This is a genomic window from Streptomyces sp. NPDC048001 (genome assembly GCF_043203115.1).
Classification (GTDB): Bacteria; Actinomycetota; Actinomycetes; order Streptomycetales; family Streptomycetaceae; genus Streptomyces; species Streptomyces sanyensis.
Genome location: NZ_JBIDBN010000003.1, coordinates 119,817 through 130,781, shown reverse-complemented (window position 1 = coordinate 130,781; position 10,965 = coordinate 119,817). Strand labels below are relative to the sequence as shown.

12 protein-coding genes are annotated in these 10,965 nt (G+C 77.2%); 11 read left to right on the top strand and 1 reads right to left on the bottom strand.

The features are described 5' to 3' along the window. Positions 1 to 9: 9 nt before the first annotated feature. The 9 genes from ACGF15_RS07165 to ACGF15_RS07125 all read left to right on the top strand — a co-directional run bounded on the left by ACGF15_RS07165 (position 10) and on the right by ACGF15_RS07125 (position 8,402). Positions 10 to 114, top strand: a complete 105-nt coding sequence (locus tag ACGF15_RS07165) for a DUF6893 family small protein (protein WP_376428538.1) — start codon at positions 10 to 12, stop codon at positions 112 to 114. A 160-nt stretch (positions 115 to 274) separates the two neighbouring features. Next, complete coding sequence (locus ACGF15_RS07160) at positions 275 to 667, top strand: hydrogenase maturation nickel metallochaperone HypA (RefSeq protein WP_345615244.1); 393 nt, start codon at positions 275 to 277, stop codon at positions 665 to 667. A 3-nt stretch (positions 668 to 670) separates the two neighbouring features. Beyond that, complete coding sequence (gene hypB / locus ACGF15_RS07155; protein WP_362615351.1) at positions 671 to 1,462, top strand: hydrogenase nickel incorporation protein HypB; 792 nt, start codon at positions 671 to 673, stop codon at positions 1,460 to 1,462. Beyond that, positions 1,459 to 3,852 (top strand): carbamoyltransferase HypF, encoded by a 2,394-nt coding sequence (gene hypF, locus ACGF15_RS07150; RefSeq protein WP_392797120.1) that lies wholly within the window; start codon positions 1,459 to 1,461, stop codon positions 3,850 to 3,852. The genes hypB and hypF overlap by 4 nt, the downstream gene beginning before the upstream one ends. Before the next feature lie 36 nt (positions 3,853 to 3,888). Then, on the top strand, positions 3,889 to 4,218 hold the full coding sequence (locus ACGF15_RS07145; RefSeq protein ID WP_392797119.1) for a HypC/HybG/HupF family hydrogenase formation chaperone: 330 nt from the start codon (positions 3,889 to 3,891) through the stop codon (positions 4,216 to 4,218). Next, the gene (gene hypD / locus ACGF15_RS07140) at positions 4,215 to 5,345 is read left to right on the top strand and encodes a hydrogenase formation protein HypD (RefSeq protein ID WP_362615355.1); all 1,131 of its coding nucleotides are present in this window, start codon (positions 4,215 to 4,217) and stop codon (positions 5,343 to 5,345) included. The genes ACGF15_RS07145 and hypD overlap by 4 nt, the downstream gene beginning before the upstream one ends. A gap of 133 nt (positions 5,346 to 5,478) precedes the next feature. Further along, positions 5,479 to 6,468: a hydrogenase expression/formation protein HypE gene (gene hypE, locus ACGF15_RS07135; protein ID WP_392797354.1), complete on the top strand. Its 990-nt coding sequence runs from the start codon at positions 5,479 to 5,481 to the stop codon at positions 6,466 to 6,468. 83 nt (positions 6,469 to 6,551) lie between these two features. Continuing rightward, positions 6,552 to 7,631, top strand: coding sequence for a MerR family transcriptional regulator (locus tag ACGF15_RS07130; RefSeq protein WP_392797118.1), 1,080 nt, complete (start codon positions 6,552 to 6,554; stop codon positions 7,629 to 7,631). 171 nt (positions 7,632 to 7,802) lie between these two features. Next, positions 7,803 to 8,402, top strand: a complete 600-nt coding sequence (locus tag ACGF15_RS07125; protein WP_362615357.1) for a fasciclin domain-containing protein — start codon at positions 7,803 to 7,805, stop codon at positions 8,400 to 8,402. 183 nt (positions 8,403 to 8,585) lie between these two features. On the opposite strand, the gene ACGF15_RS07120 is transcribed toward ACGF15_RS07125, so the two are convergent. Further along, positions 8,586 to 9,314 (bottom strand): sigma-70 family RNA polymerase sigma factor, encoded by a 729-nt coding sequence (locus ACGF15_RS07120; protein ID WP_345615236.1) that lies wholly within the window; start codon positions 9,312 to 9,314, stop codon positions 8,586 to 8,588. A gap of 235 nt (positions 9,315 to 9,549) precedes the next feature. On the opposite strand from ACGF15_RS07120, the gene ACGF15_RS07115 reads away from it, so the two are divergent. Both ACGF15_RS07115 and ACGF15_RS07110 read left to right on the top strand, forming a co-directional pair. Then, positions 9,550 to 9,729, top strand: coding sequence for a DUF6480 family protein (locus ACGF15_RS07115; RefSeq protein WP_345615235.1), 180 nt, complete (start codon positions 9,550 to 9,552; stop codon positions 9,727 to 9,729). 410 nt (positions 9,730 to 10,139) lie between these two features. Further along, positions 10,140 to 10,901 carry an anti-sigma factor gene (locus ACGF15_RS07110; RefSeq protein ID WP_392797117.1) on the top strand — a complete coding sequence of 254 codons (762 nt, stop codon included), beginning with the start codon at positions 10,140 to 10,142 and terminating at the stop codon, positions 10,899 to 10,901. The last annotated feature ends 64 nt before the right edge of the window (positions 10,902 to 10,965 follow it).

The following is a 10,965-nucleotide window of genomic DNA, read 5'->3' as shown; positions in this document are numbered from 1 at the left end:
GGAGGAACCGTGAACAGAAGCGTCATCGCCGCAGCGGCCGCGGCCGCCCTCGCCGCGCTCGTCGCCGTGAACCTGCCCGACATCAAGCGCTACCTGCGCATCAGCCGCATGTGAGCCGGACGCGGCCGGCGCCCCGGCTGCTCCGAACGGGTAGCTCCCCGGCCCCCGCCGGTGCGCCGGGCGGGCCGCCCGGCCCCGCCCGGCCTTGAATGGGGCGCGCCCGCCCGCCCGCTGCGCGGCGGAGCGGGCGCCCCCACGGACAGGAGCACCCCCGATGCACGAGATGTCCCTCGCGCTCGCGGTCGTCGACCAGGTCGAGGAGGCCGCGCGCTCCCACGGCGCGCAGAGCGTGGCATCCGTGCGCCTCCACGTCGGCGAACTCGCCGGTGTCGTCCCCGACGCCCTGTCCTTCTGCTTCGGCCTCGCCTGCGCCGGCACCGTGCTGGAGGGCGCCGAGCTGATCGCCGAGACCGTCCCGGGGCGGGCCCGCTGCACCCCCTGCGGGGGCGAGTGGGCCGTGGGCATGCCCCCCGACCTCTGCTGCCCCGCGTGCGGCACACCGGCCGAGGACCTGCTGTCCGGCCGCGAGCTGCGCATCGCCGACGTCCACTGGGGCGCACCCCGCCCTGCGGGCACCGACCGCCCCCGGGTTCCCGAGGAGAGCTGAACCATGTGCCGATCCGTCGACCTGCGCACACAGGTCCTGGCCAAGAACGACGCCACCGCCGAGCGGCTGCGCGCCCGGCTCACCGAGCGCGGCACCACCGTCGTCAACCTGCTCTCCAGCCCGGGCAGCGGCAAGACGGAGCTGCTGGAGGCCGAGCTCGCACTGGCCGGGGAGCGCGGTGTCCCCGTCGCCGCCCTGACGGCCGACCTCGCCACCGAGAACGACGCCACCCGCCTCGCCCGCTCCGGCGCACCGGTCAAGCAGGTCCTCACCGACGGCCTGTGCCACCTGGAGGCGGCCATGCTCGGGGGCCACCTGGAGGGCTGGCTGCCCGCCGACACACGGCTGCTGTTCGTCGAGAACGTCGGCAACCTCGTCTGCCCGGCCTCCTACGACCTCGGGGAGAGCCTGCGCGTGGTCCTCGCCTCCGTCACCGAGGGGGAGGACAAGCCCCTCAAGTACCCCACGGCCTTCGGCCTCGCCCAGCTCGTCCTGGTGACCAAGACCGACATCGCCGGGGCCGTGGGCTTCGACGAGGCGGCCTTCCGCGCCCATGTGGAGCGGGTCAACCCCGGGGTCGAGGTGCGGCTGACCTCGGCCCGCACCGGGTCCGGGATCGGCACCCTGCTGGAGCACGCCCTCGCGGCGGCCGAGGGCGCGCCCGTCCACACGCCCGTGATGGCCCGCACACGGGCCCACCACGGGCACGCCGACGAGCACGGCCGCACCCACGGCCACGAGCACGCCGACGACGAGGCCCCGAGCGCCCACGACCACGCCCACCAGCACGCGTGACCCCCGCGTCCCCCACCACCGCCGCGGGCCCGGAGGCGGAGCGCCGGAGGGTGACCGTGCGCGGGGTCGTCCAGGGCGTGGGCTTCCGCCCGTTCGTCCACACCCTCGCCACGTCGCTGGAGCTGAGCGGGCACGTCGCCAACACCGGTGACGGGGTCGTCGCCGAGGTCGAGGGCGCTCCGGCGGCGGTGGCCCGGTTCTGCGAGCGCCTGGTCTCCGACGCCCCGCCGCTCGCCCTGGTGGAGCGGGTGGACCAGGTGGCGATCGCCCCGACGGGCGGCGCCGGGTTCGCCATCGGCCCCTCGCCGCGGACCGCGCCCGCGCGCACCCTGGTCCCCCCGGACACGGCCACCTGCGCCGACTGCCTCGCCGAGCTGGCCGACCCGGGGGACCGGCGCCACCGCCACCCCTTCATCACCTGCACCAACTGCGGCCCGCGCTACACCATCGTCACCGGTCTGCCCTACGACCGGGAGCACACCACCATGGCCCGCTTCCCGATGTGCGCCGACTGCGCCCGCGAGTACACCGACCCCGGGGACCGCCGCTTCCACGCCCAGCCGGTGGCCTGCCCCGCCTGCGGCCCCCGGCTGGTGCTGCTCACCGGGCCCGGGGACGCGCCCGCGACCGGCGGGGCCGCCGTCGCCGCGGCCCGCCGGCTGCTCGCCGCCGGGGGCCTGCTCGCCGTCAAGGGCCTCGGCGGCTACCACCTGGCCTGCGACGCCGCCAACGCGGCGGCCGTCGCCGAACTGCGCCGGCGCAAGGAGCGGGGCGGCAAGCCCTTCGCCCTGATGGCCCGGACACCCGAGGACGTCGCGCACCTGGTCCACCTCGGTCCCGAGGAGCGCCGGGCGCTCACCGGGGCCGCCCGGCCGATCGTGCTGCTGCGCCGGCGCAGGACCCCCGCCGTGCGCGCCCCCGGCGACGCCCCCGAGCCGGCCGGCGGCGTCGCCCCGGGCAGCCCCGACCTCGGCGTGATGCTGCCCTACACACCCGTGCACCACCTGCTGCTCGGCCTCCCGGACGACCCGCCCGGGCCGCGGCTGCTGGTGATGACGAGCGGCAACCTCGCGGGAGAGCCCATCGTCACCGGCGACCGCGAGGCACTGGACCGGCTCGGCGGCCTGGCCGACGCCTGGCTGACCCACGACCGCCCCGTCCAGGTGCCCTGCGACGACTCGGTCGTCCGCGTCGTGGACGGCCAGGAGACGGTGCTGCGGCGCTCGCGCGGCCATGCGCCGCTCCCGGTGGAGCTGCCCGCACCCGTGGCCCCCACCCTCGCGGTCGGCGGCGACCTGAAGAACGCCTTCTGCCTGGCGGCCGGCGAGCGGGCCTGGCTCTCCGCCCACGTCGGGGACATGGACGACCTCGGCACCCAGCGCGTCTTCGAGGGGGCCGAGGCGGCACTGGAGGACCTCACGGGCGTCCGTCCGGCCGCGCTGGCCGCCGACCTCCACCCGGCCTACCGCTCCGCCCGCTGGTCGGTCCGCCACGCGGCGGGGCGCCCCGTCACCAGGGTCCAGCACCACCACGCCCACATCGCCTCCGCGATGGCCGAGCACCGGCTCCCGCCGGGCAGCCGGGTCATCGGCGTCGCCTTCGACGGGACGGGCTACGGCACGGACGGGGCCGTGTGGGGCGGGGAGTTCCTGATCGCCGGCTACGGCGGCTTCACCCGCCACGCCCACCTCGGCTACGTGCCCCTGCCCGGCGGGGACACGGCGGTGCGGCGCCCCTACCGGATGGCGCTGGCGCACCTGCGGGCCGCCGGCATCCCCTGGGACGCGGACCTGCCCCCGGTGGCCGCCTGCCCGCCCGGGGAACTGAAGCTGCTGGAACGGCAGCTGGAGCGCGGCGTGGCCTGCGTCCCGACCTCCAGCATGGGCCGGCTCTTCGACGCGGTGTCCGCGCTGGCGGGCGTCTGCCAGAGCGCGGGGTACGAGGCCCAGGCGGCGATCGAGCTGGAGGCCGCGGCGTGCGACGGCGCTCTCCCCGAGCCGGGGGCGGACGCGGACGCCTACGCCTTCGCCCTGCGCCCCGCCCACCGCGAGGGGGACGCGCTCACCGCGGACCCGGGCCCCGTCCTGGCGGCCGTGGTCCGCGACCTGCGCGCCGCGGCCCCGCCCCGCCTGATCGCCGCGCGCTTCCACGCGGCCGTCGCCGAGCTGGTGCGCGAGGCCTGCCGCGCGGCCCGCGAGCGGTACCGGCTCCGGACCGTCGCCCTGAGCGGAGGGGTGTTCGCCAACGCGGTGCTCAGCTCTGCCTGTGCGCAGCGCCTGGCGCAGGACGGCTTCACCGTCCTGCGCCATCGGCGCATCCCCCCGAACGACGGCGGACTGGCCCTCGGCCAGCTCGCCGTGGCCGCCCTCGGGCCCACCGGCGGCGGCTGACGGCACCCCACGCAAGGCGAGAGCGAGGAGAGGCACATGTGCCTGGCGGTACCCGGCAGAGTGCTGGGCATCGAGGAACGGGACGGCACCCGCATGGCGACCGTCGACTTCGGCGGCGTCGTGAAGGAGGTCTGCCTGGAGTACCTGCCCGACCTGAGGGTCGGCGAGTACGCCATCGTCCACGTGGGGTTCGCCCTGCAGCGGCTCGACGAGGAGTCCGCACGGCAGACGCTGGCCCTCTTCGAGAACCTGGGCCTGCTCCAGGAGGAGTTCGGCGACCCCTGGGAGAACGCCCGGGCCGAGGCCGGACTCACCGGCGGGCCCGCCCCCGCCGCGCACCCCGCCGAGGGCGAGGCGGGCCCGTGAGGTACATCGACGAGTTCCAGGACCCCGCCCTCGCCCGTCGGCTCCTCGACGACATCAGGGCCGCCGTGACCCGGCCCTGGGCCCTGATGGAGGTCTGCGGAGGCCAGACCCACACCATCATCCGCCACGGGATCGACCAGCTCCTGCCCCCCGAGGTCGAGCTGATCCACGGGCCCGGCTGCCCGGTCTGCGTCACCCCGCTGGAGGTCATCGACAAGGCCCTGGAGATCGCCTCCCGGCCCGGGGTCGTCTTCTGCTCCTTCGGCGACATGCTGCGGGTCCCGGGCACCGGCCGGGACCTGTTCCAGGTGCGCGGCGCCGGCGGAGACGTGCGCGTCGTCTACTCGCCCCTGGACGCCCTGCGGATCGCGCGCGAGAACCCCGACCGGGAGGTGGTCTTCTTCGGCATCGGCTTCGAGACCACGGCCCCGCCCAACGCGATGGCGGTCCACCAGGCCCGGCGGCTGGGCATCGGCAACTTCAGCCTCCTCGTCTCCCATGTGCGGGTGCCTCCGGCCATCGAGGCGGTCATGCAGTCGCCCGACTGCCGGGTGCAGGCCTTCCTCGCCGCCGGGCACGTGTGCAGCGTGATGGGCACCGCGGAGTACCCCGCCCTGGCCGACCGCTTCGGCGTGCCCATCGTGGTGACCGGCTTCGAACCCCTGGACATCCTCGAAGGGGTGCGCCGCACCGTCCGCCAGCTGGAGCGCGGGGAGCACACCGTCGACAACGCCTACCCCCGCGCCGTGCGGCCGGAGGGCAACCCCGCGGCCCGGGCCATGCTGGACGACGTCTTCGAGGTCACCGACCGCGCGTGGCGGGGCATCGGGGTGATCCCGTCCAGCGGCTGGCGGCTGTCCGAGCGCTACCGCGCGTACGACGCCGAGCACCGCTTCAGCGTCACCGGCATCGACACCCGGGAACCGGACGCCTGCCGCAGCGGCGAGGTGCTCCAGGGCAAGCTCAAGCCCCACGAGTGCGAGGCCTTCGGCACCGCCTGCACCCCGCGCACACCGCTCGGCGCCACCATGGTCTCCAGCGAGGGGGCGTGCGCCGCCTACTACCTGTACCGGCGGCTGGAGACCGCGCCGCCGGCCGCACCCTTCGAGGAGGCCCCCGTTGGCTGAGACCACGACCCGGACCCCGCGCGAGCCGGCGGACCCGGCGCGGACCCCGGACGCTCCGGCGGCCGCGGACGTCCGGCCCGACGTGCTCGGGTGGACCTGCCCGGCGCCCCTGCGCGACCAGCCGCGCGTGGTGATGGGCCACGGCGGCGGCGGGGCGATGTCGGCCGAACTCGTCGAGCACGTCTTCGCCCCCGCGTTCGGGGGCCCCGCGCTGGACCGCATCGGCGACAGCGCCGCCGTCGAACTCGGCGGTGCGCGGCTGGCCTTCTCCACCGACTCCTTCGTGGTGCGTCCGCTGTTCTTCCCCGGGGGCAGCATCGGGGACCTCGCCGTGAACGGCACCGTGAACGACCTCGCCATGCGCGGCGCCAGGGCGGCCTACCTCTCCTGCGGCTTCATCCTGGAGGAGGGCGTCGAGATGGAGGTCCTCGGCCGTGTGGCCGGGGCCATGGGCGCCGCCGCCCGGGCCGCGGGAGTCGAGGTGGCGACCGGCGACACCAAGGTCGTGGAGGCCGGCCACGGCGACGGCGTCTACATCAACACCTCGGCGGTCGGTCTCATCCCGGCCGGGGTGGACCTCCGCCCGCAGCGGGTCCGGCCCGGCGACGCGGTGCTCGTCAGCGGGGCCGTCGGCGCCCACGGCATCGCCATCCTCAGCGTCCGGGAGGGGATGGAGTTCGGCGTGGGCGTCGAGAGCGACTGCGCGCCGCTCGGCGGTCTGGTGGACGCCATGCTGGCCGTCACGCCGGATCTCCACGTCCTGCGCGACCCCACCCGGGGCGGCCTGGCGGCCTCGCTCAACGAGATCGCCGCGGCCTCGGGCACCGGAGTGGTGATCGAGGAGCGGGCCGTACCCGTGCCCGAACCGGTCGCCGCCGCGTGCGCCTTCCTCGGGCTCGACCCGCTGCTCGTCGCCAACGAGGGCAAGCTGGTGGCCTTCGTCCCCCGGGAGCACGCCGACGCGGTCCTCGACGCGATGCAGGCCCACCCCCTGGGGCGGGAGGCTGCGGTGATCGGCGAGGCCGTCGAGGACCACCCGGGCATGGTGGTCGCCCGCACCGGCCTCGGCGGGACGCGGGTGGTCGACATGCCGCTGGGCGAGCAGCTGCCCCGCATCTGCTGAGCGGCACCGTGCGGTCCGCCCCGGCCCCTCCCGGAGGCGGACCGCACCGGTTTGCAGCGGTGCTGCGTCGTAGGCTGGGCCCCATGGGCACCGACGACCCCGCGGGCCGGGACCTCTCGCTGAGCACCGGGGCCGTGGCCCGGCGGCTCGGCGTCGCCGCGACCACCCTGCGGTCCTGGGAGCGGCGCTACGGCATCGGCCCCGCGACCCGCCAGGACGGCCGGCACCGCCGCTGGACGCCGCAGGACATCGGCCGGATCGAGGAGATGTGCCGGCTCACCGCCCAGGGCGTCCCCCCGGCCGAGGCGGCCCGCGCCGTCCTGCGGTCCGCCGCGTCCGCGGAGGGCAGCGCGCCGGCCGGGGAACCCGGGCCCGCGGAGGTCGCCGGGCCCCCCGGGGAGCCCGGGCCCGCGGAGGCCACCGGGCCCGCCGGGGAGTCCGGGCCCGCCGCGCCGGCCGGGCCGCCCGCCGGGGGAGCGCCCGCCCGCTCGGGCGGCCCCGGAGGACGCACCGCCCTCCCCCTCGGGAACGTCCGGCAGGAGTGCCGCGGCCTCGCCCGCGCCGCGCTGCGCCTCGACGCGCCGGCGGTGGAGGAGATCCTGGAGGCGGCCGTCGCCGAGTACGGGATCGTCACCGCCTGGGAGGAGGTGCTGGCCCCGACCCTGCACGCCGTGGGCCGCAAGTGGGCGACGTCGGGGGAGCGCTACGTCGAGGTCGAGCACCTGCTCTCCTGGCACGTCTCCAGCGCGGTGCGGCGTGCGCACAGCACCCGCGGCGCACTGCCTCTCGCCCCCGCGCTGCTGGCCTGCGTCCCCGGCGAGGAGCACAGCCTGCCCCTGGAGGCCCTCGCCGCAGCCCTCGCCGAACGGCGCCTGCCCGCCCGGATGTACGGGGCCGCGCTCCCGGCCGAGGCCCTGCTGGAGGCGGTGCGCCGCACGGGGCCGTCGGCGGTGGTGCTCTGGGCCCAGTCCCGTTCGACGGCGGATCGGGCGCTGGTCCAGTGGGTGGCCGGCATGGAGTGGGGTGTGCGCGGGGCGCGGGAGAGCCCCGCGCTGCTGCTGGCCGGTCCGGGCTGGTCGGGAACCGCGGTGCCGGCGGGCACCGGACGCCTTCAGGGGCTGCGCTCGGCGGTCGGGTCGCTGGAGGCGCTGATGCGCTCCTGAGGCGAGCCGGGACCCCGTACCACGGGAGGTCCCACAGGAAAGGGGCCCCGTATCACGGCAAAAAGGAGAAAACGAATACATGGGGCATCCGCTGCCGGGGGTGGCCGCGAACCACTCATGACGGGCGCACCGCGTACCGCGCCCGCTCCAGCGACCCGGAAGGGCGGAACCATGAACACCAACCTCACCCGCCGCGGCACCGTGGCCGCGGGCGTCGGCACCCTGCTGATCCCGCTGGCACTGATGCTCGGTACGCCCGCACAGGCAGACGTCCGCGCGGAGCCGGTCGGTCCCGCCTGTGCGTCGCTTCCCCAGGAGGGCGAGGGCAGCGCCGAGGGCATGGTCGACGACCCGGTCGCCACCGCCGCGTCCAACAACCCCGAGCTCTCCACCCTCACCGCGGCGATCGAGCAGGCCGGTCTGGCCGACACGCTGAACGACGCGGAGAACATCACGGTCTTCGCCCCGACCGACGAGGCGTTCGAGAAGGTCCCGCAGGCCGATCTGGACGCGCTGCTGGCCGACAAGGACCAGCTGACCGAGGTCCTCACCTACCACGTGGTGGGCGAGGAGGTCGCCCCCGGCGACCTGGCCGACGGCACCTTCGAGACGCTCCAGGGCGACGATCTGACCACCGACGAGGTGGACGGGGCCTACATCGTGAACGACTCCGCCAAGGTCGTCTGCGGCGACCTGGAGACCGAGAACGCCACCGTGCACCTCGTCGACACGGTGCTGCTGCCTCCCGAGTCCACCTCCTCGCCGTCCTGACCCCTCATCCGATCGGCGGCGCACGGCCGACCGTGCGCCGCCTTCGACCGCCCGGACGCGGGGCCCGGCGCCGGGGAGTGCCGGACCCGGGCCGACGGCCCGGGTCCGGCACATAACCCGCGGGACGCCGCAGCGCCGGGCCCCCGCGCATTGCGCGGGGGCCCGGCACGGTCGCGGCAGCGCTCAGGCCGCCCGTGCCGTGCGCCGGCCGCGCGCCGCCGTACGGTGGCCCGGACCCGCCGGGGCGGCGGAACGCGGCAGCGGAGGGCCGGGCGTGCCCTCGGTGCCCGCCTCCAGGGCCCGCCGCAGCACCTGCATGGCCCGGCGGACATGGCTCTTGACGGTGCCGAGCGGCAGGCCGGTCTGCGCGGCGATCTGGGTCTGGGTGAGGTCCCCGTAGAAGGCCAGAGCGACGACCCTGCGCTGCGCGGCGGGCAGGGTCTCCAGCGCCTGGAGGAGGAGCACCCGGTCGACGGCCTCCTCCGCGCCGCCGGGGGCCGCACCGGAGGGTCCCTGCTCGCGGCGTGCGCTCGCCAGGGCGATCTCGGTGCGCCGGGTCCGTGCGGCGAGGGCGTCGGCGATCTTGTGGCGGGTGATGCCCACGAGCCAGCCCGGCAGGCCCCCGCGCCCGGGCCGGTAGCCGCCGCGCCCCTTCCACGCGGCCAGGAACACCTGCTGGGTCACGTCCTCGGCCTCGCGGTCGTCGCCCAGCGTGCGGCGGGCGATCGTGTGGACGAGCGGGCTCCAGCGCCGGTACACGGCCTCGATGCTGGCCTCGTCCCCGCTGACGAACCCGTGGACCAGGGCCGCGTCGGCGGCCGCGTCCTCCGGGCGGGCGCTCCCGGGCCCTGCGGCGGCCGGGGCGGTGCGGGCGTCGGACCGTCGAGCCGGTCCGGTTCGGTGCCGGTCCATGGCGGGGCTCCTCGTGCGACGGGCGGGACCCGGCAGGTCCTCGCGTTCGCCTCCCACCGTCCTGCGCCCGGCTGCGGCGGCACAACTTGCACTGTTAGTGCGTCGTTTTCTTTTCCGCGATGCGCGGCGTCCGCCTCGGGCGCCCGTGCGGCGGGCCCGTTCCCGCAGCGACCGGACCACCCGCCGGGGCGGCGCCCGAGGTGCGCGACCGCTGTCGAGGCCCAATCCTGGGGCCATGACAGAACCGCTCGTACCGCCGGAGGAGACGCCGCCCGCCGAGGGATCGACCGCCGAGGCCCACGAGGAGCGGCGCGACGGCGGGATCTGGGAGCACCCCTGGTTCTGGCTGGGGGTCATCGCTCTCGGTGCCGTGCTCGTCGGGGCGTTCTTCGTGTTCCGCATGATCGATCTCTGAATCCCGCCTAAGGCGTTCCGGCGCACCCGCAGGGCGCGCCGCACCGCGTGCCGCCGGGCCGCTTCCGCGGCCGCGCGGCGCATCCTTCCGCCGCCCCCCGGCGGAAGAAGGTGGCAGGACCCGTGACCGGGCCCGTATGCCACGAAGGGACGTCACGCGATGAACCCCCGCACCCCCGCGGCGCTCCCGCGCGGGCGCCGCCCGGCCGCGCACCCCCGGACCGCGGCCCCCGGCCGGCCGTCCGGTCCGGCTCCGCGCCCCCGCGCGCATGCGCTCCGCTGAGCCGGACGGCGCGGCCGGCCCCCCGGAGGGCCGGGCCGCCCCGGCCGCGGGCGGGCGCCCGCGGGTCCCTGGGGCGGCCCGCCCCCCGGCGGCGGTGCGCCGCCCGGAGCCGACGGCGGAGACGGGCCGTGGCTGACCACCCGGACCCGGGCGTCCTCCTCGAACTGGCCCTCGGCGGGCCGGGGGCGGCCGAGGCCCTTGCCCCCGGGGACCGCGCGCACCTCGGCGCCTGCGACCGGTGCCGCGCCGAGCTGGACGGGCTGCGCCGGGTCGCCTCGGCGGCCCGGGCCGCCACGCTGGAGGACCTCCTGACCGCCCCGCCGCCCCGTGTCTGGGACGCGCTCGCCCGCGACCTGGGCCTTCCCGGTGCCGCGGAGCAGACCCCCGAGACGGGTCCCGCCCGCGCCCCCGATCCGCCGCCGGGCGCCGCCAGGGCCGGCCGGACCTGGCGGCGCCGCAGCGCGCTCGCGCTGGCCGCGGTGTGCCTCGCCGCGGGTGCGGCGGCGGGCGGCGCGGCGGCGCGGTGGACCGCCGGTGGCGGGGAGGGGAGCGCGGTGCTCGGCGACGTCCACGTGCTGGCCGCGGTGTCCGGCACCCGGGCCGCGGGCACCGTCACCCTGGAGACGGGCCCGGGCCCGGACCGGCGGATGCGCCTCGCGGTCGAGCGGCTCCCGCCCACCGACGGCTACTACGAGGTCTGGCTGACGGACCGCACCGGCACCCGCGTCATCGCCGTCGGCGTCCTCGGGCCCGCCGGCCGGGCGACGCTGCCGCTCCCCGCGGGTGTCGACCTCGGGTCCTACCCGCTGGTCGACGTCAGCGTCGAGGCCTACGACGGGCGCCCGGAGCACTCCGGCAGAAGCGTGGTGCGCGGCCCGGTCGCCGGATGAGCCCCCGCCCGCACCCCGCGCGGTGGTCCCCTCCGCCGGGCCCCGGGGCGCCCTGAGCCCCGGG

What these genes read in the sequence shown, in the direction of transcription:
- hypB (WP_362615351.1), top strand. Translation starts at nt 671, where the DNA reads ATGTGCCGATCCGTCGACCTGCGCACACAGGTCCTGGCCAAGAACGAC.
- ACGF15_RS07130 (WP_392797118.1), top strand. Translation starts at nt 6,552, where the DNA reads ATGGGCACCGACGACCCCGCGGGCCGGGACCTCTCGCTGAGCACCGGG.
- ACGF15_RS07115 (WP_345615235.1), top strand. Translation starts at nt 9,550, where the DNA reads ATGACAGAACCGCTCGTACCGCCGGAGGAGACGCCGCCCGCCGAGGGA.
- ACGF15_RS07145 (WP_392797119.1), top strand. Translation starts at nt 3,889, where the DNA reads ATGTGCCTGGCGGTACCCGGCAGAGTGCTGGGCATCGAGGAACGGGAC.
- ACGF15_RS07125 (WP_362615357.1), top strand. Translation starts at nt 7,803, where the DNA reads ATGAACACCAACCTCACCCGCCGCGGCACCGTGGCCGCGGGCGTCGGC.
- hypE (WP_392797354.1), top strand. Translation starts at nt 5,479, where the DNA reads ATGGGCCACGGCGGCGGCGGGGCGATGTCGGCCGAACTCGTCGAGCAC.
- ACGF15_RS07120 (WP_345615236.1), bottom strand. Translation starts at nt 9,314, where the DNA reads ATGGACCGGCACCGAACCGGACCGGCTCGACGGTCCGACGCCCGCACC.
- ACGF15_RS07160 (WP_345615244.1), top strand. Translation starts at nt 275, where the DNA reads ATGCACGAGATGTCCCTCGCGCTCGCGGTCGTCGACCAGGTCGAGGAG.